General features: G+C 69.6%; 23 protein-coding genes and 1 pseudogene. 11 read left to right on the forward strand and 13 right to left on the reverse strand.

Annotated features, from left to right (window positions below):
• The first annotated feature begins 328 nt into the window (after positions 1-328).
• On the forward strand, positions 329-454 hold the full coding sequence (locus tag WMF36_RS22180) for a hypothetical protein (RefSeq protein WP_437581626.1): 126 nt from the start codon (positions 329-331) through the stop codon (positions 452-454).
• A gap of 391 nt (positions 455-845) precedes the next feature.
• Here WMF36_RS22180 and WMF36_RS22185 read toward each other — a convergent pair whose 3' ends face one another.
• Positions 846-1,559 (reverse strand): hypothetical protein, encoded by a 714-nt coding sequence (locus tag WMF36_RS22185; RefSeq protein ID WP_437581627.1) that lies wholly within the window; start codon positions 1,557-1,559, stop codon positions 846-848.
• A 706-nt stretch (positions 1,560-2,265) separates the two neighbouring features.
• On the opposite strand from WMF36_RS22185, the gene WMF36_RS22190 reads away from it, so the two are divergent.
• Positions 2,266-2,829 (forward strand): DinB family protein, encoded by a 564-nt coding sequence (locus tag WMF36_RS22190; protein ID WP_437581628.1) that lies wholly within the window; start codon positions 2,266-2,268, stop codon positions 2,827-2,829.
• 43 nt (positions 2,830-2,872) lie between these two features.
• Here WMF36_RS22190 and WMF36_RS22195 read toward each other — a convergent pair.
• Positions 2,873-3,439 (reverse strand): annotated as a pseudogene (locus WMF36_RS22195) (phytanoyl-CoA dioxygenase family protein); the annotation flags it as partial.
• 460 nt (positions 3,440-3,899) lie between these two features.
• Between WMF36_RS22195 and WMF36_RS22200 the strand changes: the two are divergent.
• Both WMF36_RS22200 and WMF36_RS22205 read left to right on the forward strand, forming a co-directional pair.
• On the forward strand, positions 3,900-4,652 hold the full coding sequence (locus tag WMF36_RS22200; protein WP_437581629.1) for an SDR family NAD(P)-dependent oxidoreductase: 753 nt from the start codon (positions 3,900-3,902) through the stop codon (positions 4,650-4,652).
• A 2-nt stretch (positions 4,653-4,654) separates the two neighbouring features.
• Positions 4,655-5,293, forward strand: a complete 639-nt coding sequence (locus WMF36_RS22205; RefSeq protein WP_437581942.1) for a TetR/AcrR family transcriptional regulator — start codon at positions 4,655-4,657, stop codon at positions 5,291-5,293.
• 203 nt (positions 5,294-5,496) lie between these two features.
• On the opposite strand, the gene WMF36_RS22210 is transcribed toward WMF36_RS22205, so the two are convergent.
• Positions 5,497-6,627, reverse strand: coding sequence for a substrate-binding domain-containing protein (locus WMF36_RS22210; RefSeq protein ID WP_437581630.1), 1,131 nt, complete (start codon positions 6,625-6,627; stop codon positions 5,497-5,499).
• A 98-nt stretch (positions 6,628-6,725) separates the two neighbouring features.
• Positions 6,726-6,920, reverse strand: a complete 195-nt coding sequence (locus tag WMF36_RS22215; protein WP_437581631.1) for a hypothetical protein — start codon at positions 6,918-6,920, stop codon at positions 6,726-6,728.
• 1,004 nt (positions 6,921-7,924) lie between these two features.
• Between WMF36_RS22215 and WMF36_RS22220 the strand changes: the two genes are divergently transcribed.
• From WMF36_RS22220 to WMF36_RS22245, 6 genes are all read left to right on the forward strand, one after another.
• On the forward strand, positions 7,925-9,502 hold the full coding sequence (locus tag WMF36_RS22220) for a hypothetical protein (RefSeq protein ID WP_437581632.1): 1,578 nt from the start codon (positions 7,925-7,927) through the stop codon (positions 9,500-9,502).
• Positions 9,503-9,785: 283 nt separating this feature from the next.
• On the forward strand, positions 9,786-10,136 hold the full coding sequence (locus WMF36_RS22225) for a hypothetical protein (protein ID WP_437581633.1): 351 nt from the start codon (positions 9,786-9,788) through the stop codon (positions 10,134-10,136).
• A 129-nt stretch (positions 10,137-10,265) separates the two neighbouring features.
• Positions 10,266-11,834, forward strand: a complete 1,569-nt coding sequence (locus WMF36_RS22230; protein WP_437581634.1) for a S28 family serine protease — start codon at positions 10,266-10,268, stop codon at positions 11,832-11,834.
• Positions 11,835-12,236: 402 nt separating this feature from the next.
• Complete coding sequence (locus WMF36_RS22235) at positions 12,237-13,451, forward strand: hypothetical protein (protein WP_437581635.1); 1,215 nt, start codon at positions 12,237-12,239, stop codon at positions 13,449-13,451.
• Between the two features lie 124 nt (positions 13,452-13,575).
• The gene (locus WMF36_RS22240; RefSeq protein WP_437581636.1) at positions 13,576-15,006 is read left to right on the forward strand and encodes a serine hydrolase domain-containing protein; all 1,431 of its coding nucleotides are present in this window, start codon (positions 13,576-13,578) and stop codon (positions 15,004-15,006) included.
• Between the two features lie 51 nt (positions 15,007-15,057).
• Positions 15,058-15,312 (forward strand): hypothetical protein, encoded by a 255-nt coding sequence (locus tag WMF36_RS22245; RefSeq protein ID WP_437581637.1) that lies wholly within the window; start codon positions 15,058-15,060, stop codon positions 15,310-15,312.
• 439 nt (positions 15,313-15,751) lie between these two features.
• Here WMF36_RS22245 and WMF36_RS22250 read toward each other — a convergent pair whose 3' ends face one another.
• From WMF36_RS22250 to WMF36_RS22275, 6 genes are all read right to left on the reverse strand, one after another.
• Positions 15,752-17,062, reverse strand: coding sequence for a glycosyl hydrolase family 18 protein (locus tag WMF36_RS22250; protein WP_437581638.1), 1,311 nt, complete (start codon positions 17,060-17,062; stop codon positions 15,752-15,754).
• A gap of 134 nt (positions 17,063-17,196) precedes the next feature.
• Positions 17,197-18,390: a glycoside hydrolase family 19 protein gene (locus tag WMF36_RS22255; protein WP_437581639.1), complete on the reverse strand. Its 1,194-nt coding sequence runs from the start codon at positions 18,388-18,390 to the stop codon at positions 17,197-17,199.
• Between the two features lie 511 nt (positions 18,391-18,901).
• On the reverse strand, positions 18,902-19,828 hold the full coding sequence (locus WMF36_RS22260) for a hypothetical protein (RefSeq protein WP_437581640.1): 927 nt from the start codon (positions 19,826-19,828) through the stop codon (positions 18,902-18,904).
• Positions 19,829-20,070: 242 nt separating this feature from the next.
• Positions 20,071-21,159, reverse strand: coding sequence for a lysylphosphatidylglycerol synthase domain-containing protein (locus tag WMF36_RS22265; RefSeq protein WP_437581641.1), 1,089 nt, complete (start codon positions 21,157-21,159; stop codon positions 20,071-20,073).
• Positions 21,160-21,361: 202 nt separating this feature from the next.
• Positions 21,362-22,225 carry a PAS domain-containing protein gene (locus tag WMF36_RS22270; RefSeq protein WP_437581642.1) on the reverse strand — a complete coding sequence of 288 codons (864 nt, stop codon included), beginning with the start codon at positions 22,223-22,225 and terminating at the stop codon, positions 21,362-21,364.
• Positions 22,226-22,307: 82 nt separating this feature from the next.
• Positions 22,308-22,583: a hypothetical protein gene (locus WMF36_RS22275; RefSeq protein WP_437581644.1), complete on the reverse strand. Its 276-nt coding sequence runs from the start codon at positions 22,581-22,583 to the stop codon at positions 22,308-22,310.
• Between the two features lie 501 nt (positions 22,584-23,084).
• Between WMF36_RS22275 and WMF36_RS22280 the strand changes: the two genes are divergently transcribed.
• The gene (locus WMF36_RS22280; protein ID WP_437581645.1) at positions 23,085-24,371 is read left to right on the forward strand and encodes a PAS domain S-box protein; all 1,287 of its coding nucleotides are present in this window, start codon (positions 23,085-23,087) and stop codon (positions 24,369-24,371) included.
• 56 nt (positions 24,372-24,427) lie between these two features.
• Here the strand turns inward: WMF36_RS22280 and WMF36_RS22285 are convergent, their stop codons facing one another.
• From WMF36_RS22285 to WMF36_RS22295, 3 genes are all read right to left on the reverse strand, one after another.
• Positions 24,428-25,393 carry a hypothetical protein gene (locus tag WMF36_RS22285; RefSeq protein WP_437581646.1) on the reverse strand — a complete coding sequence of 322 codons (966 nt, stop codon included), beginning with the start codon at positions 25,391-25,393 and terminating at the stop codon, positions 24,428-24,430.
• Positions 25,394-25,685: 292 nt separating this feature from the next.
• Complete coding sequence (locus tag WMF36_RS22290; protein WP_437581647.1) at positions 25,686-26,018, reverse strand: hypothetical protein; 333 nt, start codon at positions 26,016-26,018, stop codon at positions 25,686-25,688.
• A gap of 66 nt (positions 26,019-26,084) precedes the next feature.
• A complete protein-coding gene (locus WMF36_RS22295; RefSeq protein WP_437581648.1) occupies positions 26,085-26,897 on the reverse strand; it encodes a HugZ family protein in 813 nt (270 codons plus the stop codon).
• Positions 26,898-26,939: the final 42 nt, after the last annotated feature.

A 26,939-nucleotide genomic window follows, 5' to 3' on the forward strand; every position in this document is an offset into this window, starting at 1 on the left:
GCCGCATCGAGGGCGCCTCTCGGCGCTCCGGGCACACGACGGGCATGAGCGGAACACGCTCGACCGCCATGGGGCTTGCTGGCAACACGCCCTCGTCCGCACGCTCACCTCCAGATACCCATCGATCGGCGGTGATCTTGCGGACACCGAGCTCCGTGGCGATCTCCGTCGGCGTCGCCCCCGCCCGACAGCGCTCTTTGACGTACGCCTCCGCCCGTTTTCGCAGCTCGCTCGGATACTTTTCACGCCTATGCACTGGGTCTTGTTGCCCGACGCGGGCCAGTTCTTCAGGAAGTAGCTCGACAGCAGACGGGTGGACGGGCTCTTGATGAACGGCTCGTCCTCGAAGAGGCGCGCGGGCGCGTCGTACGTGCTCCCGTCGCGGATGGTGATCCGGTGCGAAGCGACGACGGGCGCGCTGGACTGTAGCTCGATCCACCCGAGCGAGCGGTGACTCGCCGGGTCGCTCTCGGCGATGCCGTTCCAGGCGGGGTCGCCGTACGTGTTGTACGTCGCGAAGCCCGCGATCCCTGCGCCCTCGCCCCGCGCTCGCCCCGGTCGCAGGTCGACGGTGACACAGCAAGCCTTGCGCAAGGCGCTCCGGGGGGGACAGCAAGTCTTGCCGCGTCAGCAAGTCTTGCTGACTTCATGGCCAGCCCGCTCCGACGGGCGCGGCCTGGAAGCGGGCGAGGGCCGTGGCGAGCGATCCTGCCTCTCGTCGCCGACCGAAGACCCGTACGCCCGTGGACCCCCGCGGAGATCGTCGCCGCCGGTCTGGATCCGGACCTTGATCGACGAGACGACGGTGCTGCTCGTGGCCGCGGGGCGAACGCGACGAGGACGCTTCACTCCCTGGCCATCACCGCGGTCTCGCCCCCGATGTCCAGGCGCGAGAGAAACGATTCGACGGTCTCTACGGACAGGGGGGCATCGCTCACCATCAACGCGGATTCACGAACCCTGGTGAGCGCTGGGAGCCAGTCGAAGCTCGTGAGCTCGCCCGAGCTCGCGAGTCTGAGCTCGCCCACCTCCGCGAGGGCGTCGAAGCCGTCGAGGCCCGGGCCTTGCAGCAGACGCATCTGAAAATTCGCGCCGACGCGGCGCAGGTTGCGCAGCGCGGTGAAGTCGTCCGTGTGGTTGCGGAAGAGGGTCAGCGAGCCATCGATGTGGACGAGGGAGGAGAGCGGCTCCAAGGCGCCTGGCGTCGTGTCGCTCAGGTGGATCGAGCCTCGGAAGCGGGTGCATCCGGCCACGCTCGTGTAGGGCTGGATCACCAGATCGCTCGGCTGGCCACACACGACCGCCTCGGCGTCGGGGTCCGGCGGCTCCTTGGGAACGGCGTTCGTGAGGGACACCAGCGCGCCGCTGCGCACGTGCGACGTCGCGAAGGACTCCAACGCTTCAGCGGTCAGCTGCGCGTTGCGCCGAGCGATCATGGAGGCGCCGATCTCCGCGAGAGCAGGGAGCCACGAGAAGTCGGCAAAGCCGCTCTCGTAGAGCCACAGCCCGGAGACGTACTGGACCGACTCCAGGCCCCGCAAGGCTTCCAGCGCTCCCACGACCAGCAACCGTTCTTCGATCCGCGTCAGGTTGGACAGAGGCCCGAGATCCTCAGGAGGCCAAAGGAGCACCAAGGACCCCGCTATTTCCCTGAGCTCCGTGAGCGCGTCGATCGCCTCGGGTCCGCCCAGGCTCAGCAGATGAAGCGTGCCGAGAAAGCGCGTACAGCCGCGCAAGCGCTCCAGCTCGGGCGCGGGTCCGGTCGCGTCTTGAAGGACGTTCGCGCCCACCGCGATCACCTCTCCCGCCGTCCCGCAGTCACGACCCTCCGGAGATCCCGCCTGCCCGCCCCCGGAGGGCTCGGCGCCCCCGGAGCCGCCGCTGCCGATCGTCGCCCCCCCTCCGCCACCCGCGCCGGCGCTCGAAGCTCCCGTGGAAGCGCCGCCTGTCGCACCGCTCGGGCCGTCGGAGGTGGTGCCACAGGCCGCAGCCCCGAGAAGCAGCAACGCCGCCGCACCGCTCAGCGCGCCGCAGCATGTCCTTTTCCTCATTTTTCCTCGCATGGTCGCTCGATTCTAACAGAGCTCTCACGCGCGAGGCACGCTGGACTGAAGCGGCGCCGGCGGGCGGACTGGTTCCGCGTGTCAGAAATCCCACCAGTATCGGCGAGCAGATTGGAACAACGCCAGCGGCAGGAATGACCGTCGGGAGGCTTCCTGTGCGCGGGAAGTAGCAGGGGCGGGTGGCCATGCTAGGTTCCGGGCCATGAGACGTGACAGCCCTGACGTCCCGACGCCGCCCATGGCCAGCGAGGCCCGTGGCTACTTGATCCGGCAGTTCGAGATAGCGTGGCAGCTCACCAGCTTCCACCTCGACGGGCTCGCCACCGAAGAGTGCCTGTGGCGCCCTGCTGACGAGGGATTGCACGTCCGTCAAACCCCCGATGGCCAGTGGCGCGCCGACTGGCCGGAGCACGAGGGATACGACCTCGGCCCGGCGAGCATAGCGTGGCTGACGTGGCATCTCGGCTTCTGGTGGTCCATGGTGCTTGACCACTCCTTCGGCGGCGGCGCTCTCGTTCGCGAGAGCGTGACTTGGCCTGGCAGCGCCGACGACGTGCGCGCGTGGATCAGCGGGCTTCAGGAACAGTGGCGAGCGGCGCTCGAGCAGGCCACCGACGACGACCTGCGCTCGACGCGGCGGACGCGATGGCCGTTCCAGGACCGTCCGTTCGGTGACGTCGTCGCGTGGGCCAACGTCGAGCTCACGAAGAACGCCGCGGAGATCGGCTACGCCCGCTTCCTCTACGCGCGAAGGCTGCGCAGGTAGGGGGCAGACCTGCGCGCCTCCGCCAGAGGGCGACCGGGCCGCCTCAACCTGAGTCGGGTCGCTGGTCGGCTCCGCTCAGCGCCCGGCGGATGGCTTGCTCGACGGGTGACTGGTCGCCGCGCTCGCGATCGAGCTGCAGCGGCTCGGTCGGGAGCAGGGGCGGCTGGGCCAGGAAGCGCGGATGCGTGCCGCGGTGCGGCTGCGCTGCGTGGACCAGGAACGGGTGGCACAGATAGACCGTCCCCGCTTCGCCCGTCGCGAGCACCTGCGGTCGCTGCGCTGTCTCCGCGAAGCCGTTCGCGGCCAGCTCACGCAGCGTCAGTCCCTGCTCGGCTGCCGGCGCCAGCTGCCTCGCGATGTCGAGATGCGACCCCGCTCGGATGCGCGTCGGCGCGTCGGCTTCGCTGACATCCGAGAAGAGAAACAGCAGGAGCAGCGCGCGGCCGCGCGACATGACGTTCACGCGCCACTCCATGAAGTCGGGGCTCTCGGTGCCGAAGCTCGCGTCGATGTGCCAGCCCGTATCGCCCGGGTCGTCGGGCGATGGGAAGCGAATGGGGAACGTGCCGAGGGCGGTCAGCGGTTGCCAGCGCCCGCGGCCGACCAGTTGCGCTCGAGATCCGCGTCGGTGTTGTCTTTGAGCTCACGATGATGCCTTCTCCCCACCCCGACGCAGCGCAAGCTTGCCAGGGTGGGACCGAGTCCCGGTTCCGGGATCCCTCTCCCCCATCCCCCTGGCGGGCGACTCGGCCACGGCGCGAAGCCAGTGTCGCGCTGCGTGGGCGTCACTGCTGCCCCGGTGCCACGCCAGAACGAACCTCGCGGCTGTCGCGGCCGGCTCTCCTTCGACCTTCTCGGGCCAACCACTCAACTCGGGGCGTCTGGGCCGGCGCCATTCGGGCGCGAGCGCCTTGACAAACGGAACAGCGTTCCGTATCGTCGACCATGAAACGGAACAGCGTTCCGACTAACCCAAAGGGAACCCATGAGCCTACCTCGTGGCAAGGCCCTCGTTGACCGCCTCTATCACCGAAATCCACCGCAGATCATAGACGAGAATGGGAACCGCCATGCAAAACAGCCCCGTCGCCCTGGTCACCGGGGCTAACAAAGGAATCGGTCTTCAAATCGCGAAGGATCTCGCGGCGCACGGCTTCACCGTGCTCGTCGGGTCACGCGATTTCGAGCATGGGGAGACTGCCGCGAAGAGCGTCGGAACGGATGCCCGCGCTCTCCAGCTCGACGTCGCGAATCAGGCCTCCATCGCCGCAGCCGCGGAGCGCATCCGGACCGAGTTCGGCCGTCTCGACGTGCTGGTGAACAACGCGGCCATCTCCCATGCGGGAAAGCCAGGCACGCCACTCCACGAGATAGGGAAGTCGAGCCGCGCGAGCGTCGCATCTCTCGATGAGGTGCGCACGGTGTTTGAGACGAACGTGTTCGGCGTTCTCGCCGTCACGCAAGCGATGCTGCCACTCCTTCGTGAAGCGCCGGCAGCGCGCATTGTCAACGTATCGAGCGGCGCCGGCTCGCTGACGAGTAACGCGAACCCAGCCAATCCTATCCGCGAGATGTTCGGCGTCGTCTACACCGCGTCGAAGACCGCCCTCAACGCGATCACGCTCAGCTTCGCGATTGAGCTCGAGAAGACGAACATCAAGGTCAACGCCGCGTGCCCAGGTTTCACCGCGACGGCCCTCAACAACTTCGAGGGCACGCAGACCGTCGAACAGGCCGCGCGTGAGCCGGTACGCCTCGCGCTCCTTGACGCGAACGGTCCGACGGGCACGTTCTCGAGCGCCAGCGGTCCGATCCCCTGGTGATCGTGAAACCCTCCGCGAGAGCCAAGAAACCCGAGGCGGAGGCCCCCGCGGCACGCGGCGTGCGCGCCGACGCCCAGCGCAACCTCGACGCGCTGCTCGAAGCGGCCAAGGCCGTGTTCAGCACCTCGGGCGTGGACGCCCCCGTGCGTGAGATCGCCGCGCGGGCGGGGGTCGGTGTCGCGACGGTCTACCGTCACTTCCCGCAGCGCTCCGACCTGGTCGCGGCCGTGTTTCGACGCGAAATCGATGCTTGCGCGGCCGCCGCTCCCGCGTTGGCGCGCCAGCACGAGCCGGACGAAGCCCTGGCACGCTGGCTACGACGATACACCAGCTTCATCGCGACCAAACGTGGACTCGCCGCGGCCCTGCACTCCGGCGATCCAGCTTTCGATAGTCTGCCTGCTTACTTCCGGCAGACCCACGAGCCAGCCCTGCAGTCGCTGCTCGACGCCGCGGTGACAGCCGGTCAGATCCGCGACGACGTCGCGGCGTACGACCTATTGCGTGCGGTGGGCAACCTCGCCACCGCCACCGGGGAGGACGGAGCGCTCCACAGCCGGCGCATGGTCGACCTGTTGATCGACGGATTGCGCTACGGCGCCCTCGGGGCGGCTCCGAAAGGGCAACGCCGCTCGCGCTGAATGGCTTTGCGTGGGCGATCCTCGCGCTGCTGGAGGCGTCGCACCGGCCTCATGCGTGCGCGCCCGCGCCGGCCGACGACATCATCGCCGGGGGTTGTCGCTCGAGGAGCTTGGACATCCCCGGCGCCGCCGGGCAGGACCTCGGGGTCGCCGCGCCCGAGCGCGCTCTAGCCGCGCGAGGTCCTCCTCGATCTGCGACACCGCTACTGCTCTGCGCCGATCTCGTCGAGGAAGTCGATGTAGGCGTCGACCTTGTCCCACCGGACCACGTCGACGCCGAGGTCGAACTGATTGCCATCGAGCTGCGGCGCGAGGATCTCCTTGGTCGCGTCGAGGCCGATGCTCTTGACGCCGTAGACGATGTAGGGCCCGAGGTACCCCTCGTAGTACTGACGCTGGACGTGCGTGGCCTCGATGCGACCCTGGCGCATGTAGTCGGCGGTCTGCGGCGCGAAGTCGAAGGCGACGATGGGGAGGTCCGGCGCGCCCGCGGCGTCCGCGGCCAGCACGCATCGATACGAGTCGCTGAACATTCCGATCAGGCCCACGACGGGCGGGTCCGCGTCCGCGATCTCGCCTCTCATCACCTCGACGTCCCTGGCTTCGTCATCATAGATGGACTGATGCACCAGAACGTCGTAACCGGCTGACTCGAACACGCCCCTGGCGCCCTGAGTTCGATTGACACCGTCGACCCAGCTCGGGTCGGCCCAGCCGTGGATGAGCACCGTGCCCGGCCCCTCGGGCAGCATCTTGCGCAGGGTATTCCCTGCCGTGGCCCCGGCAGAATTGCTGAGTATCCCGACGTAGATCGGGCGCGTCGAGCTCACCAGGTCGGTGTCGAGCGTCACCACGGGGATCCCCTTCGCGATGGCCTCGTCCAGCGCGGCCACGTTGCCTTCGCCGAAGGGCGTGATCGCAATCCCCTCGGCGCCGTCCTCCACCGTCTGCTTTATCTGTTCAGTCTGGAGCTCCATCGATTGCTCTTGATCTGGCGAAGCATTGGTGGACCCGAGCACGTTCCCCGTGGCCCTCCCGGAGACCCCGAGCTCACCCATGGCTCGGTTCGCGCCCGTGGCGATCGGCGCAAAGAAGCCGCTGAGGGACTTCAGCAACACCGAGATCTGCATCGGCTGGATCGAGCTCTTGTTGATCTCGGCGACGAGCTCGTCGATCGTGGCCTCGATCTCCACCGGAATGAACTCGTTCTGAGGAAGCGGTGTTCGCTTGATGGGTGTAGCTGCCGTCGCGGCGCCTGTATCGCTCGCTCCGCATGCTGCCGTCATCAGCATGAGCCCGATGGCCGCTGCCCAATTTTGCCCGATCATCGTCATGAGACCCCTCCTGGTACGTTGTCGCTCGTTCGTATTTCGTATGTGGTTCGTGCGGTCGCGCGCGGTACCCGTGCGCGCAGATCAGACCTCTAGCGAGATCACGTCCGCGGTGTGCATGGGACAGAAACCGGGTCGAGATCGACGACGGACTCGCTCCGCAGGCTGAGCGAGGGCGAGGCCCCCATGTATCCGTCGAGGGTGCCTGCGGGGATGTTGACGAGGAGCTCCTCGGCGCGCAGCGCAGGGCCGAGGAGCCAGGTGCCCGGGCGTCCCGAGGCGGCCCATTCGGTCACGAGGGTCGAGGCGGCAGCGGGGCGAGTGGAGGGATGCGAGCCCCACAAGCAGCACGATCTGAGTACAACGCATGCGCCGGCTGAGGCGAGCGCACCCCGTGCCGCATCCACCGGAGCGATGCGACACGGCAGGTGACATCGAGTTCATGCGCGGCCTGAGGGACACGGCATCACAGCAAGGAGCGGCCTGTCAAGTGGCGTCCAAGGAAGAAGCTTCAGATCTGGGCTGGCCTACTCGGCTACACGCGCGACTACATCTACTCGCGGCTCCCCTACGAGCGCTTCCACGAGCCCGATGATCAGGAGTCGGTGCGGGCCCGCTGGAAGGGGCGCTGCGGTTGCTGCAGGCGTGAGGCGGAGGCAAGGGATGGGGAAGCCGGCGCCGCGGGCGCCCGCGGGAGGCGCTGAAGATCGGCCTTCACCCCGGAGACTGCGGCGCCACCGAGCCGGCGGCCTGGCGCGGGCCGAACGACAGGACCTCCCGCAGGCCGTCGACCAAGATGAATCTCCTGCACGAGGTCCATGACAGCTATGCATTGGAGTCATGTCTTCCGATGATCCATGGTCGCGGGGCATCCGACCTCTGCGGTAGAGAGGCCCGCGCAGGGCGCCGCCGGCCGTCGCGGGCGCCATGTTCATCCATCGTCGCACACTGCCGAGGCACGCAGCACGACGCACGTGGCGAGCGGTGGCAGAGACAGCAGCTCCCCCGGCGCCGGCTGCGCGTCGAGCACGCCTCCCGAGCGGCGGGTCCGGCCTCCCTTCGCGGCGGCAGCGCCTGCGGGTGCCCTCGTATCCCATCACCGATTCGTCACGTCGTTCCGAAAACAGTTTTGAGAAGCTTTCTGAAGCGTTGAGTTCTTGCTCCAGGCATCGATGAGGCATTGACGGGCGCGCACCACGCCCCTCTCGTGCGGCGACGCGCGAGAGCGCCCGGAGCAGGCCCTCCAGCGCGGTGCACGGCAAGCGAGCACCGCGCAACGGCAACAAGGAGATTGATTGACATGTCATTCCCGAAATCCGGGTTCTTGTCCCTTGGCTCGGCGATCGCAACTGCCTTGCTCACCTCCTGCGCCGCTCCCGAGCCCGGGGGCGGCGCCGAGCGCCATGGATCCGTGTCGAGCGCGCTCACCGCGCAGGACCGGCTCGCCGCATGCAACCAGGATCCGCGCGTGATCGCCGGGCTCGTGTCCGCGGAGGTCTGCGCGGGAGCGGACATCTTCTTCCGCGAGACGTTCGAAGGCAACGGCCGCACCTGCGGCACCTGCCATCCGGTCGCGAACAACTACACGATCGACGTTCCCTTCATCACGGCGCTCGACGCGAGCAACCCGAGCGATCCGCTGTTCGTCTTCGAGCACGACGCCGCCCTCGCCGAGCTCGAGACCTTCGAGCTCCGGACGCTGGGGCTGATCCTCGAGAACGTCGACGGGTTCGAGGACCTCGACAACAAGTTCACGATGCGGGCGGTCCCCCACATCTTCTCCATGGCGACGAGCATCACCCCTGATCCGGTGGACGGGACGGCGGTCCCGCCGGTCCATCGCACGGGCTGGTCGGGCGACGGCGCGCCCGGCGACGGCTCGCTCCGCTCGTTCCTCACCGGCGCGATCAACCAGCATTTCCCGAAGGATCTCAGCCGCCAGCCGGGGGTGTCGTTCCGGGTCTCGACCGAGGAGGAGCTCGATCTCACGCTGGCGTTCCAGAGGAGCGTCGGCCGGACGAACGAGCTCGACCTCACGCAGGTGAACCTCTTCGACCCCCAGGCGAACGACGGGCGGCAGGCGTTCCTCGACCCGCAGCGGGGCCGTTGCAACGTGTGCCACACCAACGCGGGCGCGAACCACCTGGACTCGGGGTTGAACCGCAACCTGGACACGGGGACCCGAAAGGCCCCCGCGACCGGCAGCATCGGGGCGTTCGACGGCGGGTTCGGCGGGCTGGGGCAGGCCGCGCCCAACCTCGACGCCGTGGACGCCGGGTTCCTCAACGCGTACGGCGACGGCACGTTCAGCACGCCGCCCCTCATCGAGGCCGTGGATACGCCGCCGTTCTTCCACACCAACGCCTTCGGGAACACGATCGAGGACGGGATTTCCTTCTACACCACCCCGAACTTCTTCCCCAACTCGCCGGCGGGCCTGGAGCTGGAGGCGCGGTTCGGCACCCCGATCGTCTTCAACGGCGACGACATCGTGAAGATGGGCCGGTTCCTCCGCGTCCTCAACGCCGCCTTCAACCTCGACATCGCGAAGCAGCGCTTGCAGGCGGCCCAGACGCTCGCCAACCAGTTCCATGACACGCGGGCGGACATCCAGCTTCGCCTGATGGAGCTCGCGGAGGTGGAGCTCGACGACGCGCTGGAGGTCCTCGGCGTGCCGGCCCCGAACCCCCCGCTGCACGCGACCTCCCAGAATCACCTGCAGCAGGCGAAGGGCGAGATCGCGGCCGGCCTCGCGGCCGCCACCTGGTCGCAGCGCCAGAACCGGATCTCGAACGCCCTGTCGCGTGTGATGAACGCGCGAGACCATTTCGGCTCGAACATCAACTACCAGCTCGGCCAGGGCACCCTGATGTACTAGGCCCCATCGGAAGAGCGTCGCGAGCGGCCCGTGCCCCGGGGAGAGCAAGCGAGGAACACGCAGTCCATCGAGTCAGTTGACATCGTCGCACGACCACGACGTGGTCGTGCCATCCCGTAAAGACCGTCGCTGAGGGCATCACCCCGCGCACGGCGCCGCATCACCGCCGAGGACACCCCGGCGCGAAGGCGACCTTTTCCCGCTCGCTGCGCGCCCGCGCGCGAGATACTCGGGCTGTACGGTACGCTGGCTGGTCGCTAGCCGCATCTGCTAGCATTCTCCCATGACGGAGCTCATCGTGGGGGGCGCGCTTCTCGGCCTGTTGGTTGTTGGCGGATTGGTGGTTTGGCTGCGGTTCACAATCGGGGTCGACATGCGCCGCGCGAAGGTGCTCTCGCAAGGCGAACCGGGGACGGCGCGCATCCTCCGCTGGGATCCCACCGCCGTCGGCCACGGGGGCAACTCCATCCTCCGCTTCACCCTCGACATTCGTCCCCGCGCCGGTGGCCCCGAGTTCCAGGGCACCGCCGACTACTGCGTGCGGCCCATGGAGGCGCCGCAGTTCCAGGCCGGAATGGAGCGACGGGTGCGCTTCCTCCGAGAAGGCGAGCGCCTGCTGGTGGAGTTCGAGTAGCGCGGTTCGATCAAGCCCGGTCTCTTCGCTGGTCGCCCGTTCCGCATGGCTCGACACCTGGGCGGCGCGCAGGACGCCGACCACGCCGTTCCTTTGAGGTGTACTCTCCCGGACATGCAACCACTCCGGATGGCTTCTCTGACCCTTCCCTTTGCCCTCCTCGGGCTCGCCGCTTGCGGCGACGGCGCGGCGCCCCCGGGGCCCACGACCAGCACCCAGGCCACGACCAGCTCCAGCGGCGCCGGTGGGGACGGCAGCACGAGCAGCTCCTCGGCGGGCGGCTCCGGCGGCTCCGGCGGCTCTGGCGGAGACGGCATCACGAGCAGCTCGTCGGCGGGCGGCTCCGGCGGGGACGGCGGCTCCGGCGGCGTCGTGCAGCCTGATGTCCTGGAGCAGCTCCGGGAGCTCCCCGGCGTCACGAACGTGGTCGAGGACCGCTCGGCCCTCGACGACTATCGCTTCTTCCTCATCGATTTCGACCAGCCCATCGATCACGCCGATCCGGCCGGACAGCACTTCTCGCAGCGCCTCGCGCTACACCACCGCGATGCCGGCGCTCCCTTGGTGCTCGCCAACTCGGGGTATTTCCTTATGGTGTCTTCAGAGTACCAGTACATCGATGAGCCGACCGGGCTGCTCGGTGCGAATCAGCTCAACATCGAGCACCGTTATTTCACTCCGTCGCGCCCTGAGCCGGCGGACTGGACGAGGCTCAACATCGAGCAGGCAGCCGCCGACCAGCACAGCATCTCCGAGGCATTCCACGCGCTTTACACCGGCCCCTGGATCTCGACCGGCGCCAGCAAGGGAGGGATGACCTCCGTGTATCATCACCGCTTCTACCCCGAGGACGTGGACGGCACCGTGGCCTATGTCGCGCCACACAGCAACTCCGTCGCGGACCCGCGGTACGTCGACTTCCTCAACGAGGTCGGCGACGCCGGCTGCCGGCAAGCCCTGAGAGACTTCCAGCGCGAGGCGCTGCTCCGGCGCGACGCCATGCTCGCGCGCATGGCCGAGCAAGCGACGATATTAGGGGGCACCTATGACCTCTTCGGGCTCGACGCGACCCTCGAGAGCACCGCCATCAGCTTGGCGTTCGGGTTCTGGCAGTCCCATGGGCAATATCGCTGCGCCGACATCCCCTCGCAAGAGGCCTCCGACAACGAGGTCTGGGGCTTCCTCGACGAGATCGGCTCGCCGTTCACCGCGTCCGATTCCTACATGCTCGCCCTGGAGCCCTACTACTGGCAAGCCTACACGCAGCTCGGTGCGCCGGCGATCGACACGTCCTACTTCGAAGATCTCCTGCTCTTCGACTGGGGAACCGTCGACGCTCTGCCCAGCGTCCCCATCGAGCCGGAGTTCGACCCGGCGCCGATGCAGGACATCTCCGCCTGGCTGGCGGCGGAGGGGGAGCGGATCCTCTTCATCTACGGGGAGACGGATCCCTGGACCGCCGGCGCCTTCGAGCTCGGCGGCGCGCGAGACTCGTACAAGCTCGTCATGCCAGGCGGCAACCACAGCGCGAGTATCGACGGCCTCGTCGCTGCGGATCAGCAGACCGCGCTCACCGCGCTGGAGACCTGGACCGGCGTGAGCCCGCGCTCCCCGAGCCGCCTCCTGCGCTCGAGGCCGACGCCGCTGCCGCCGTCCTTCCAGCTGCTGCACCGCCTGCACCGCCGCTCCCATCGCTGATCGCGGGCAAGGTGAGATTCCTCCTCCGGCTCTGCGCGCGAGAACGATGCGGCTCACCGCGCTCTTCTTCGAGAGCTTGCGGTGGGCGATAGGCACCGTGGGCAGGGTGACGATGCGCGCGGCCACCAGATCGCCGCTCTTCGGTCGGAAGAAGCTCGCCGAGCGGGGTGAGCATGGAGCCGCCCGGCAGCCGATCGAACACGGCCACCCGGAGCGTCCGTTCGAAGGTCGCCATGCGCCCGCGCACGTGGCCCACCGCCAGATTGTTGAGCCGTGGCGCCCCGGATGGCGCACTGCACCTCATGGTGCTGGCCCATGCCAGCTGTAGCTCGCACAGGATATAACCGCCCTCCGCGCCGCTGGCCCAGGCCGGCGACGCAGGGGGCGGGGACGGAGGACCTGATGACGCGTTTGGCTCGGATCACGCTGGTGTCGCTCACTCTCGCACTCCTGCCTGCCTGCGGCGAGGCCACGGCGACGGCCGAGGCGGAGATGGCCCTGAGCGAGGAGCTCGGCGCCGAGGTGCTGGTCGAGGAGCACGAGGACGGGAATGTCGCGTGGCGCATCGACGGCGACGGCCAGGTGAAGGCCGCGATCACCGCCAGCTCCGGTGTACGCCTCAAGGAGGACGTCGGCGGCGCGCTCGTCTGGAAGCTGCCGTCCGGAGAGGCGAGGACGATCCCGCTCGCGGTCGACGCGAGGACGGGGCTCCTGGTCGGGGCGGGGCCGAGGCTCGAGGCGGACCTGACGGAGGTCAACTACACGCTCACGATCTCGGGTAAGCCGTGGAGCGGCGTGCTGCACGTGCCCGCGGGCGGCACGGCGGAGCTCGTGGCGAGCGCCAAGGTGAGCGCCGAGAGCAAGCTGTCCGAGGTCACGGTGGGCCCCCACGGCGGCTCCATCCAGGTGGTCGGCGAGGACCGGCTGGAGATGGTCGCGGACGAGGCCACGGGAGAGGTGCGCGTCTACGTGCTCGACGTCCACCTCAAGCCGGTCGCCATCGAGGGGCGAACCCTCAAGCTGGGTCTCGTCGCCGAGCGACCGCAGGTGCTGGTGCTCGCGCCAGCGTCTGCAGGACTGTACTTCGTGGGCAAGCTCGCCGCGGCGGTGAATCCCTTCAGGCTGACGGTCGCGCTCGGGTTCCGCGGCACGACGCGCGTGGCGCTCTGGGGCTATCGGCCCGGCGTGCGCGTCATCGCGACCGCCGCGCGGGCGCCGCGGGTCAACATCCTCGTGAAGGGCTTCGCCGACGGGCCGGACGTCGACGTTCACGCCGGCGCGCGCGCCGACGTCCACGTGAAGGTCCATGACCACGACCATGGCGGCGGCGGCAAGGTCAAGGTCATGATCCACGACAAGGGCCATGGCGGCGGCGACAAGGTCAAGGTCATGATCCACGACAAGGACCATGGCGGCGGCGACAAGGTCAAGGTCATGATCCACGACAAGGACCATGGCGGCGGCGACAAGGTCAAGGTCATGATCCACGACAAGAACCATGGCGGCGGCGACAAGGTGATGATCCACGACAAGGACCATGGCGGCGGCGGCAAGGCCAACGTGCATGGGAAGAGCGGCGGCGCCTCGAAGGGCGGCAGCGACAAGGGCAAGCGCTGAGGTACACCGACGCTCGGATGGGGCGGCTCTGGGAGATCTCCGAGCGCCTGACCGGCGTCACCCGGCCCGTCTGACCAAGCCGAATCCGGTAACTCGATCGGGCGGATCTTGTTACGGTGCCCGGATGCCTTCTCAGCGCACCCTGCTGCCGCGGTCGGCACCGGCCGCCTCGGGGATGTCGTCCCGTTCGATCGCCGCGCTGCTGGACCGGCTCGAAGCGCAATCCGTCGAGTGTCACTCCCTCATGGTCGTATGCCACGGTCACGTCGTCGTCGAAGGCTGGTGGGCGCCGTACTCGGCCGAACGCCCGCGCCTTCTCTACTCGCTGACCAAGTCGTTCACCTCGGTCGCCGTGGGGCTCGCGATCGCCGACGGGTTGCTCTCGCTGGACGATCGGGTGGTGGACGTGTTGCCCGACCACGTTCCGGCCGACATCTCGGAGCAGGGGCGCCGCCTCACCGTTCACCACCTGCTGTCGATGACGGCCGGACACCGCACGGACAGCCTCGTCGAGGCCTGGCAACTGGAACCGGGCGACCTGGTGAAAGGCTTCCTGCGCGTACCGTTCACCGAGGCGGAGGGAACACGGCACGCCTATGACAATTCGACCACCTTCGTCCTGGCCCGGATGGTGGAACGGGTCACCGGCCGCGGCCTCCCGGAACTGCTCGACGAGCGCCTCTTCAAGCCGATGGGCGTCGAGCACGCCGAATGGGACCGGGTGGCGAGCGGCGCCGCCTTCGGATTTCACGGACTGCACCTCACGACCGAGGCTGTCGCCGCCTTCGGCGAGCTGCTGCTGCGCGGAGGCCGCTGGGGCGACCGGCAGCTCGTCCCGCGCGAATGGGTGGAGCTCGCGACCAGACGGCACATCGAGACACTGCAGATCGAGGACTGGTCGGAGAACCCCGACTCACTTTGCGGGTACGGCTACCAGTTCTGGATGTCGCGTCACGGTTATCGCGGTGACGGCGCCTTCGGCCAGTTGTGCGTGGTCGTCCCGTCGCACGATCTCGTGGTCGTCGTGACCGGCGCCATACCGCAGGGTGAGGCAGTGCTCGACCCCTTGTGGGAGTGCCTGCTGCCCGGCCTGGAAGACGCGGGAAGCGCCCGGGACGACGAGATCCTCGCCGATCGGCTGCGGCGGCTGTCATTCGCGCCGGTGCCGGGTTCGGCCGCCCCGGAGCGTTCTGCTGAGGCGAGACTCGACGCCTCCGCCGAGGATTCGGCGCTGCCCGACGGAACCACGGTGATCGTCGATCCCGTGGACGGCGGATGGCTCCTGCGATTCGGGTCGTTCCTCGACGTCGAGGCCGGCCACGGCGAATGGCGGGAAAGTTCGCCGTTCGGCCGCCCTGTCGTCGCGGCCGGCGCCTGGCAGGGCAACACGTTCGTCGCCGAGCTCTACGTCATCACCACCCCGCACCGGGTCCGGCTGGTGGTCGACGCCGACGCGGGGACAGCGGAGGCGACGTGGAGCACCGTGCCCCTGACCAGCCCCGATCTGATGTTGCATCTGCGGTCGCCATTGATGACACGGCCCGACGTCGCCTAGGTGATGTCGGCCTGATCATTCGCCGGGGAGCTCGCGTACACGCGCAACGGCGTGGGCTGGGTGGAGGAGGAGCGGCAGCTCGCCTCGGGAGACCAGTTCATCGTGCGGCGGACGTACGATCTCATGGGCAACGTCCTGCAGCGGACGACGTCGCTCGGCCACTCGGTCGCCTTCGCGCGGGACGCCTGCGGCCGGGCCACGCAGGTGGTGCTGGACGGGCACGTCGCGGTCGGCGTCGCCATCGGCGCACCGCTGCGAATGGGCGAACGGCGAGGAGCGCCACGGGGTCACGCCACGGCGGGGTAGGCCTATCCGGCGCGCCGTCGTGGGGCGGCTCACCGGGATTTGGGGGGGTCCACCCGGCCTCGGTGGCGGTTCACCGGGATCTGGGGGGGTCCACCCGGCCTCGGTGGCGGTTCACCGGGATCTGGGGGGGGGTCCACCCGGCCTCGGTGGCGGTTCACCGGGCCTCGATGGCGGTTCACCGGGCCTCGATGGCGGTTCACCGGGCCTCGATGGCGGTTCACCGGGCCTCGATGGCGGTTCACCGGGCCTCGATGGCGGTTCACCGGGCCTCCGAAGCGGTTCACCGGGCCTCGATGGCGGTTCACCGACCCTCCGCGGCGGTTCTCCGAGCCTCCGAGGCGGTTCACCGGGCCTCCGCGGCGCTTCACCGGCAGCGTCAACATCGGACCCGCGCCGGTAGCGCGGCGGCCCGGCCCGGCTCCCTCGCGATGGCGTCCCGCTACTGGACCAGCGGTCCGACGCGGTTGGCGAAGGGCCACCCGAGGCTCTCGTCGGTGTGGATCTGCCAGTCGAACGCGCCGCGGAGCGTCGGGTGGTTGCTCTCGATCTGGTTCCACGTGGGGATCGCCTCGTCGACGGACATGTAGTTCGGCTGGTCCCAGATCCCGAACCCCACGACGACGTGCGTCGGGCCGAGCAGCCCGACCCACTCGTTCACGTTGTTGACGATATAGGACTGCTGGTCCAGATCGGGACCGTCGTAATACTGCGGGGCCGCGTAGTCCATGGCGCCGGCCTCCACCATCTCCTTGCAAAACGTCTTGTCGCGGCTGTTCCAGGGGGCCGGAGGCGAGGTGATGAGGAAGCCCGGGTAGCGCCGCTTCAGCTCCAGGCTGATCCACTTCATCTCGGCGGTGTCGGGCGCCTGATCGGCCTCGAAGGTGTTCCAGTCGATGCCGTCGAACCCACCCAGGTCGTTGTAGATCCCGACCACGCTATCGACGAAGGTCTGCGACTTCGTGCGATTCGGGAAGCTCATGCCAGCGCCGGCGCCGCCGACGGACAGGATGATCTTGCGGCCCTGCGTCGTCCGCGCGTACTGGATGTCTGCCTTGAGGTTCGTCGCCGCTCCCCTGCCGTCGCCCGGCGGCGTCCAGGTGACGGCGCCCGTCGTGCCGGGCGACCCGCCCACGGGCGTCGCGGCGAAGAGGTAGATCACGTTGTAGTTGCTGTTGACGTCGCGGATGCGGACGGGCGACGGCGTCCAGTTGGGATAATAGCCACCGACGACCTTGGCGGGCAGCGCGCCGATCGGGCCAGGGGTGGGATCGGGATCGGGGCTGTCGCTGCAGGCTGCGTACGGCTCCCAGAAGTACGTGCTGACGGTCGGGATATAGCCCGGGTTACCGTGCTCGGCGATGTAGGCCGACCCCTCGTAGCTCACGACGGCCCCCTCGTCGTACCACGCGCCCTCTGTCCATTGCGGGTAGCTGCACGCGTCGTCGACAGGGCCCGGGCTGTCGTTGCAGCCCGTGTACGGCTCCCAGAAGTACGTGCTGACGGTGGGGCTATAGCCGGGGTTACCGTGCTCGGCGATGTAGGCCGCCCCCTCGTAGTTCACGACGGTCCCCTCGTCGTACCACTGCCCGCTCTGCCATTCCGGAGCGCCTGCGCACACGGCAGACTCGTTCTGCTCGACGTCGATCTCGTCCTGCGGCGAACCAGCACCGAGGCATCCGACGCCGCTCGTGGCGATGGCCACGAGGATGAATGACAGCCCAGAAACCGTGGTAGCAGAATTGAGCAACATGATAGATATTCCCTGTCTAAGTGGAGAAGAATGAAGGCGGACGGCCACCTTGCCTGCTGCAGTGTGGCCATGCGGTGTGCGATCCGGTGTGCTGCACACGGTGTTCCATCACCGCGATGAGGCGCCGGGGCAGCTCAGCAGCCGGTGTTGTTCCCGGGGTTCACGCCGAGGAGGCGCGTGAACTGCATGTATTTGTCCACGCGGCTCTGCACCTGGGCGGGGTTGCGGCCGTTGCACTCCAGCGCTCCGTTGATGGTGCGGATCGTCTCGCCGAATCCGGCGCCTGTGACCATGGCATCGTGCGCGGTCCTGGTGCCGGCGCCGGTCTGCGTGGTCCAGAACCAGAAGGCCGTGCGCCACGCGACGTTCGCGTCCTGCGCGACAAGGTCCGGGTTGCTCTGGAGGGGCAACCCGAGCGCGTTGCCCGCAGCGCAGTAGTTGCCATTCCAGGAGAGCTGTATCGGTCCGCGCCCGTAGTACGACTTGCCCGGTGCGCAGCTGCAGCCCGGCGGGCCCCAGGAGGTATCGCAGAGTTGCGCCTTCGCGATCTCCTCGACGTAGACGAGCCCGCCGGTCTCGTGCGAGGCATTGGCGAGGAAGGCCGCGACCTCCCGCTTGCGGGTGTCGGCGTCGCCCGTGGTGGCGAGCCCGGGGAAGGTCGACGCCGCGGCGATCAGCGCCCGGTACGTGTAGAACGGGTTGCGGCCCGGGAACATGGTGTTGAACACCGATTCGCTCAGGATCGCACCGAACCCGTCGCCACCGCCGCCACCGCCACCGCCACCGCCACCGCCACCACCGCCGCCACCGGCGCCGCCGGCGCCGCCGCCGCAGCCGGCGTGGGGGTCCCAGAACCATGTGCTGATCGTCGGGTCGTAGCCGGGGTTATCGTGCTCGGCGATGTAGGGAGACCCGTTGAAGACCACGATATCGCCCGTGCGGTAGTTCTTGCCCCGCTGCCATGCGGGGTAGCTACACCCGCCGCCTCCGCCGCTGCTGCCACCCGAGCTGGCGCTGGTGCTGCTCGAGCTGGAGCAGGTCCCCGTCTCCAGCCAGAGCGCGGGCACGGCGGAGGGCGTCCAGCCCGCCAGGCTCGTGTGGCTCTGTCTGCACGTGTAGGACTTGCCGCCGTAGTTCACGACAGATCCGACCGTGTACGCGACGCCCTCGGCCCAGCCCGGTGCGCTCGCACAGAGCGCCGCTTCCTGGCTGTCGAAGTCGTCCTCGTCCAGCGAGGCCTCCGCGACGCATCCGCTCGCGTTCACGGCCGCGGCGACGAGGACCAGGGACAGCAATGAACCAGGGATGATGCCGAGTTGGTGCGACATGGCAGTGCTCCTTTGCATTTCGCAGGAGGTGTCTCGCAGGCAGCCCCGCCGGCCGTTTCAGCGCAGCGTCGCCGATCGCGAGGGTTGACCCGCTGCATCGCAAGGAGCAGGCCTGTGGCCGGCGACCTTCAGCGAGCCTCGTTTCTGGCCTCCGTGGAGCGATGAGCGCAGCGATCGCGCCAGAGGGGGCGATCCACCCGATCACCCCCTCCGGCGATCCTGGGGATCGCCCTCCGGCGATCCTGGGGATCGCCCCTGTCGATCATCACGAGCCGGGCGACGAGGCGCTGGAACCTGTGATCCGGCAAAAGAAACAGCGAATCGATTCCAGCCCGCCCCCGCAGTGCAGCGTGGATGCCATCTTCCAGGAGACGCTCCGGGGTGAGGGATGGGCCGATGTCGCAGCACGATGTGGGCCATGTACGGCGGTGGGCCGCCCACCAGCGATGTCAGCGCCCAGGCATCGCGTGACAGAGCGGAGGCACGCGCGCGCGGCGCGCGAGGCCAGAGATCAGTACACGATCTCGGAGTACGGGCAGCGCTGCTGGATCGACGCGACGTCGCACGGCTCGGGCGGCATGCAGTCGAACGAGGGAGGGCAGCTCGCGTCCTGCTCGCAGCCGCAGCCGCACGCGCTCTGGAAGTAGGCCGTGCTCTCGGGGCAAATGAAGTCGATGAGCGTGCACTCCTCCGGGCTGCTGCCCACGTAGCTGCGCCACCCCTCGGTCTTCGGGTCGCACGCGCAGGCGCGCTCGGTGCACGCGACGCCGCCGCCGGCCAGGCACGTGCAGGTGTTGCAGCCGTCGAGCGACGGGAACGAGCCGCCCGGCTCGTGGCTCGCGCCGCCGTAGGTGCAGGTCTCCGGGCAGCCAGCGTCCGTGCAGATGACGTTGCCGTCCACGTGGCACGTGCAGGTGTTGCAGCCGTCGTCCGCCGGGAACACGTCCCCCCACTCGTGGCTCGCGCCACCGTAGGTACAGGTCTCCGGGCAATAGGCGTCCGTGCAGGCAAGGTTCCCGTCCGCGTCGCACGTGCAGGTGTTGCAGCCGTCGCCCGCCGGGATCTCCTCCCCCGGCTCGCAGACATGGCACGCTATCTTCGTGCAGCCGACATTGCCGCTGCCGGAGGGGTCGCACGTGCAGGTGTTGCAGCCATCCGAGGCGGGGAACGACGCGCCGGGGGCGTGGTCGACGCCCTCGTAGGTGCAGCCGGAGACGCAGGCCATGAGGGTGCACGCGACACTTCCATCCTCGGTGCAGTAGCAGCTGTTGCACCCGTCCTTGTCCGGGAACGAGTCGCCAGGGTGGTAGACGATCCCATCCCTTTCACAGGTCCCGTCAAAGAGGGTGATCTCGCAGCCCGCGAGGGCCCCGGGGAGGGCGACGGCGAGCGAGAACAGGCTGCCGAGGTGGAACCAAGAAAGACGATGGACTGTCATGGGTTTCGCTCCTGTGCCAGAGAGTGCCACGGCGCCGCATCCGGCTGGAGGCGGATCGACCGCGGATCGATGCTGGAGCGAGGAGATAGAAAATAACGTGCCAGCGCCGGGCGCCCGGCGCCGCTGCGCGGGGCTGTCCTCTCGACGCGACGCGCGCGAGGCGGCCGCGCTCCGCAGGAGCTCGTGGAGCGCGAGGTTCCGGCGCTCGCGGGACCGGACGCGCGCGAGCGCGGCGGCCCGGATCAGGCCGCCTCGGGCGCCGGGCGAAAGACGGCGCGGCCGCCGAAGAAGATGAGCAGGCCGAGGGCGATCCAGACGATCTCCTTGGCGCGCTTGACGAGGACGAAGGCGGCGCCGACCGTCGCCGCGGCGGGCACGCCGAGCGCGCCGAGGAAGGCGATGTAGCCGGCGTCCTGCATGCCGAGCCCGGCCGGCACCATGAAGACGGCCGCGCGGAGGAGCGCGAGGACGACCTCGAACGACAGGACCTCGGCGAGCGAGACGTCGACCTGCAAGAGCCGCAGGAAAAAGAGCGTCTCCAGCCCCTCGGCGAGCCACATCCCGAGCAGGAGGAGCGCCGCCGCCGCGAGCGCGCCGCGCCGCTTCCCGAGCGCGGCCGCGTGCCGGTCGGTCGCGGAGAAACCCGCGGCCCGCGCCTCGACGTAGGCCCTCACGCGCCGGCCGGGCAGCCGCCTGAGCTGCGCGAAGACCCGCGACGCGACCGTGCCCGAGAGGAGCGCGCCCGCGAGCGCGAGCGCGGCGGCGAGCAGGCCGAGCCCCGAGAGGACCACGAGCCACGGCAGCCAGGGCGCGCCGAGCAGCGGGCCCGAGGCGCGCTCCAGGTGGCCGAAGCCAAGGGCGAGGGCGATCGCCACATAGACGGCGTTCGCGAGGAGGATCAGCGACCTGCGCGCCGCGATGCCGGCGATGGCCTGCGGCCCCGGGACACCGCACCACCGGTGGAGCAGGAAGAACGTGACCGACTCGGAGAGGGCGGCCCCGGCCGGGACGCTCATGGTGAGCGCCTCGGTCGACAGCGTGAGCGAGAGATACCGCCCGAACGGCGCGGGCGGCCCGAACGCGCCGAAGACGCGCCGGCTCGCCTCGGTCTGGAGCAGCCGCGCGACGAAATTAGGAATCAGGGCGAGCGCCATCATCGGCGCGGACGCCGAGGCGATGAGCGCCCCGGCGCCCGGCAGATCCGCGCCGCGCAGCGTGCTCCAGAGCGCCGCCGCGGCCACCGCGACCCCGAGCCACTTCACCGCGATGGCGCCCGCGCCGGCGCGCGCTCTCGCCTCGGGAGGCGGCTTGTCGTGGGCAAGGAGGGTCATCGCACGCTCGCGCACGGGCCGTCGGCCGCGTGGGTGCTCGTATCGCGCAGGCGCGTCGCGCCCTCATGACACGCGCGCAACTCCGCCGCGACACATCACGTCTGGCGGCCGCCGGCCTATCCGCGCCGGCAGGGGCGGCCTCCAGCAACCCGCGCCGGAGCTGGCGGCCGCCGGCGCCCCAGCGCCGGAGCTGGCGGCGCGCTCACGCGTCCTGGGTCACCCGGATCCGCGCGATGAACTCGACCCCCGCGCCGGGCTGCGCTCCGAGCGGGGTCAGCGTGACGCTGGCCTCGAGCGCGCGGCTGCGCGGGCAGACGAGGCGGCTCCGCGCGACCGCGCGCGCGGCCGGGAGCGGGGCCTGCACGTCGACGAGCACCGACGCGACGTCGCGCCCGTAAAGGAGCTTCTCGTCCACGCCGAACAGGTCGTGAGCGCTCGGGTTGGCGCCGAGGATCTCCCCCGCGCTGTCGAGCAGGAGGCACGGATCGGCGATCTCAGCGAGGAGCGCCCTCGACCGCTCCTCGAGCTGCGAGACGCTCTCCATCGCGATCACGAGCTCCTCCTCCAGCTGGCTCACCGACGTCCTCACGCCGGCGAGCGAGTCGTACATCCGCGCGATGGTGGTGACGATCTGCCGGACCTCGATGGCCTCGAACGGCTTGCGGAGGATGAGCAGGTTTGGCGGACACCCGAGCTCGATCGCGATCTCATCCCAGCTGTAGTCCGAGTAGGCGGTGCAGATGACCGTGTAGATGTCCGGCGCGACGCTCCAGATCCCCTTGATCGTCTGGATACCGTCGAGCCCCGGCGGCATCCGCATGTCGACGAAGGCAAGGAAATACCTGCGCGGACTGGCCCTGACGAGCGCGATCCCATCCATGCCCGAGTGGGCCGATTCAATGGTGAACCTGAGCCCGTGAAGGGGGTCCGGCTCCTCCTCGGGCGGCTCGGCGCCGAACAGGCGCGACTCGAGGGCCTGCAGCCCACGGATCATCTCCGGATCGTGGATCGGCCTGGGCACGAGCATCCGCTCCATCAATCCATGGATGTCCGGATTGTCGTCCACGACGAGGATAGGTCGACTTACTGATTCCGAAGACATGAAGTTCCTCTCGAGTCGCTCCGGCCCCGCCGCGGGCCCCCCGGGTCTACCGCCGATTCCGCTGCTCCAGCCGGCGCCGGACCGAGGCGACGCGCAGCTCGGCCCGCGCGACGCTGGCCGCGGTGCCGATCCCGCCGGGCATCGCCGCCAGCGGCTCGAGCACGTCGTACGCGTCGTCGAGCGGCAAGAGGGCGCCCTCCAGCGCGAGCCGCTCGCCCTCCCGGTCGACGATCTCCGCCGCCGCGGCGCTGCCGAGCGCCCGCCCGAGGCGCTCCACCAGCGCGGCGCGCTCACATCGAGGGGTGCTGTCCGAAAATCCCATGCCTTCGCGTTTCCTTGATCGCCGCGTTGCGCGGCAAACATTGGACTCCCTGGCACGGGAGGTGTCAACGATCAGCGTGATCGTACGCACATCCCATCAGTTGACTCGAACTCAATAGGCGTAATCCAGACCACACCTTCCGGCAGAGCCCGGGCGTTTGCGGCGGTGCCGTCGCGGATCGCCGGGGCTTGCGCCTCGCCTCGCGCGCCGGCGGCACGGCGGCGCGGCGGTTGATCGTCCGCCGCCGCCTCGTCGCGCGCGCGGAGCGCGAGCAGCCGAGCCGTACGCCGGGGCCGCGCCGTCGCAGGTTTCATCCGCTCAGCAGAGGTTGTCCGCTGCGGAGCGCGCGGGCGCGGGTCGAAAGAGCGCGCGCGGGCCGGCGAGCGCACGGTGCGGCGTCAAGATCGGCTATCGTCCGCTTTGTCGCGGCGCGCGCGGGGGAGAGCGGCCCTCGGCCGGACGTGGACGGCCGCGGCAGGGATGACGGAAGGAAGACCGAAGGTGGCGACAGATCACGACAGCATCGAGCGGCTCCGGGTGGAGAACGCCGGACTGCGCAAGGAGGTCGACAGGCTGCATGAGCAGCTGGGGAGCCGGGAGGAGCGGACGCGGCTGATCCTGCAGGCGGCCGTCGACGGATTCCACGTCGTCGGGATGAACGGCGAGATCCTCGACTGCAATCCATCCTTCGCCAGCATCGTGGGTTACGAGCGGAGCGAGCTCCTGACGATGAACATCGGCCAGATCGACGCGCAATCGCCGCACGAGGTCGCCGCGATCATCGAGGAGATCAAGGCGAAGGGGGCGCTCCGCTTCATCACGAGGCACGTCCACAAGGACGGCCACCCGATCGACGTCGAGGTCAGCTCTCACCTCGTCCGCAGCGGTGACGAGCAGTTCTTCTCGGCCTTCTCGCGCCCGCTCACGGAGCAGCTGAGGCGCGAGAAGGCGCTGCGCGAGAGCGAGCAGAAGTTTCGAGCGATCTTCGACGAGACCTCGATCTTCATCAGCCTGCTCACCCCGAGGGGGGAGCTGCTCGAGCGCAACCGGACGATGGCCGATTTCATCGGGGCTCGTCCGGAGGACGGCCGCGGCGAGCCGCTCTGGCGCGCGCCGTTCTGGGGCGGCGCGCCGGGCGTGGAGGAGCGGGTGAAGGCGGGCGTGCTGAGGGCCGCGTCGGGCGAGCCGACCTCGTGCGAGCTGGAGATCCACGGCACGGGCGGGCGCGTGGCCACGCTCGACCTCAAGATGAAGCCGATCCTCGACGTGTCGGGCGAGAGCGTCCTCGTGATCGCCGAGGGGTACGACGTGACCGAGCTCCGGCGGGCCGAGGCGGAGCGGGCGGCGCTTCAAGGGCAGATGATCGACGCGCAGGAGGCGACGATCCGGGAGCTCTCGACGCCGCTCATCCCGCTCGACGCGGGGATCCTCGTGATGCCCCTCGTCGGGCGGCTCGACCGGGTGCGCATCGAGCAGCTGCTGGAGCGGCTGCTGCGCGGGGTGGTGGCGCAGCGCGCGGCCACGGTCATCCTCGACGTCACCGGCGTGCCGGTGGTGGACGCCGAGATCGCGGACTCGCTGCTCAGGGCGGCCCAGGCGGTCAAGCTGCTCGGCGCGGAGGTCATCCTCACCGGCGTCGGCCCCGAGGTGGCGCAGACGATGGTGAGTATCGGCATCGATCTCCGGGAGATCGTCACGCTGAGCTCGCTCCAGAGCGGGCTCCACCACGCGCTCGGGCGCTCGCGGCGCGGGAGCAGGGCGGGCGGCGCCCGGCGCCGCGGAGGCTGAGGAGCAGGCGGGCGACCGCGGTCAGGGGCGGCCGTCCTCCCCTCCCCGGAAGCGGTTCATCGGCGCATCGGCTCGGCGAGCCAGCGCACCAGCGCGTCGCCATCGAGATCGAGCAAGGCGTCCTCCACCTCGCCCGGTCCGATCGCCTGTGCGCGCTCGACGATCGAGCGCTCCTCCTCGATCGTCGGCCGGCGCCCCACCCGCCGCGCGAAGAGGCGGCCGAGGAGCTCGGCGATGACCCTCTCCGCCGCTTTCTCCGCCGCTTTCTCCGCGCTCTTCGCGGCCTGCTGCGCGGCCTGCTGCTCGGCCTCGAGGATCATCTCCCCGATGATCGGCATGCTCCGGAGCAGCTTCTTCTCCGTCTCCCTGTCGTCGAACAGCATGACGAGCTCCTTTCGCAGATTGTGACCCCAGGGGTCGATGGCCGCCATCACCAAGAGCGCGGCGTAGAGCTCGACCCGCTCCTCGTCGGTCGACGCTCGCGCGTGGATCTCCGCGACGACCTCCCGCAGCGCCGCCGCGGTCGCGTCGCGGGCCAGCGGGGCGAACACCAGCCAGAACACGCTGCCGCGCGCCCGGAGCTCGGCGATCGTGCGCTGGTAGACCGCGTCGATGCGGAAGTGCGCGCCGCTGAACGGCCGCTCCGGCCAGGCCGTGCGACGCTCGCCCGTCGCGGGCAGGCGCCGCCGGTGGCCCGAGAGGACCACGGCGACGCTCTCGATGGGCGGCACCGGCTCTCCGGGCGCTTCGGTGCGAAGCGCGGCAAAGAGGAAGCCGAGGTACTCGAAGACCCGATCCGGCACGTCGTCGCGCAGCGCGAAGCAGAACTCGACGTGCAGCACGCGCAACTCGCCGCCGACGCGCAGGCGCAGGGCCTTGTCTAGGCGTCGCTCGAGCTTCGTGACCTGGGTGTCGACCCACCCGAGGACCTCGACGGAGCGCCCCTCGGGGACGAACACGCGCGCCAGGTCTCCGGGGCATCTCCGGGCGATGTGGCGCAAGGTGATGTCGGCGTCTCCCATACGCCGCGCACCTGGCAGATCGCGTGCCGGGGGCGCGGATGGGTCCAACAGCGAGGGTTCCGGGGTGAGGCATGCGCTGCGGAGATAGCGTCGCCATGGCGGGGGCGGCGTCGCCACCCTGCGGGCCACCTGGCCGGGCGCTTGAAGGCTCGGCGAGCGTGACGCTCCGGCACAGCCGCCAAGCGGGGTCCGCCACCACGCGCTCGGGCGCTCGCGCCGCGGGAAGGGGGTCGGGCGGCCCGCGGCGCCGCGGTGGCTGACGGGCCGCCGAGCGCCTGCCGTCAGGGACGGCTCAAGGCAGCTCCTCGACCGCTCGCGCGACAAAGCGGATGGCCCCGGGGCTCGCTTCGAAATCGTCGACGCGAACGCCGATCCGGTCGAGGCCGCGAGCGCGGACATCGTGAATCACGAGCCCATAGCCCGCGGGGCCGCCTCGCTCGATCTCGAGGTCGTGCGGCGACCAGAACCGGAGTACGCGCCGCGCCACGCCGCGCCGGAGCGCCAGATCGAGGAAAGGTTCGCCGTCGTCGCCCGGCTCGAGCTCGAGCCTCAGACCGACGATCCTGTACTGCCATGCTTGCGGCAGGATCGGGTGTTCGGGATCTTCGCCCCACGCGTGCGTCATGAGCCTCGCTGTCGTGTAAGGAGCGCTCGGCGATCAGGATCGATGCGCCGCGGTGAGGACGAGCCGCTATGTGCTGCGCCCGCGCGCTTCGCGCACCAGCGCCACCATCGCCTTCCGCACCTCGTCCGACGTCGATACCGGCGCGTCGAACGGGAGCCGCGCCACCTTCGGCCCCGCCGGGGTGATGACGTCCAGCTCGAAGCCGTAACGATCGACCGAGGTCATCGTCGCACCGGTGGCGTCCTTGATCTCGGCGAGGGCCTTCGCATACGCGAGGACGGCGTCGGCGTGATCGGTGTTCATGTGCTCGAGGATGCGCGCGGCGTCGGCCGCGAGCGGATCCGGCTCGGCGGCCGCGTACTCGTCGGCCTCGACCCAGGACATCCGGCCGAAGCCGCCGACGTAGCGGATCGACACAGGGTCGAGCCGATAGAAGGAAAAATCAGTAAAATCCACGTAGTACGACGCGCGCGGGTGCGTCGCGAGGAAGGTCGTCCGGGCGGCGGCCGCCTCGGCGCCCTCGAGCGGACGGCAGGGGCCGATCAGCGTCATCCGCCCGAGCGCGAGCGGGTCCGCTCGGCCCTCGGCGGGCTCGGCGACGAGCAACGACGCTTCGACGCGAACCTTGAGGTTGCCCGTGTGCTCGGCGAGCGCCGAGAGCAGCAGTAGCGGCCGCCCGTGCGCGTCCACGGCGACGGTGACGAGCGAGCCGTACGGATAGCCGGCGGGGTCCCGCGCGAGCGTGCACAGCGTGGCGGTGCGGGCCCGCTGCGCCAGGGTGCGACAGCGCTCGGCGTGGCTGGGCGACGGAGCGTTCTGAACAGGGGGCGCCACCTCCGGGGCAGAGCCTGGCCGGCCGTGATCTGTGGGCGTCGACATGGAAAGCGGGTAGCACGCCCGGGGGGTTGCCGGGAACCCGGG

Source organism: Sorangium sp. So ce887 (assembly GCF_051521455.1).
Classification (GTDB): Bacteria; Myxococcota_A; Polyangia; order Polyangiales; family Polyangiaceae; genus Sorangium.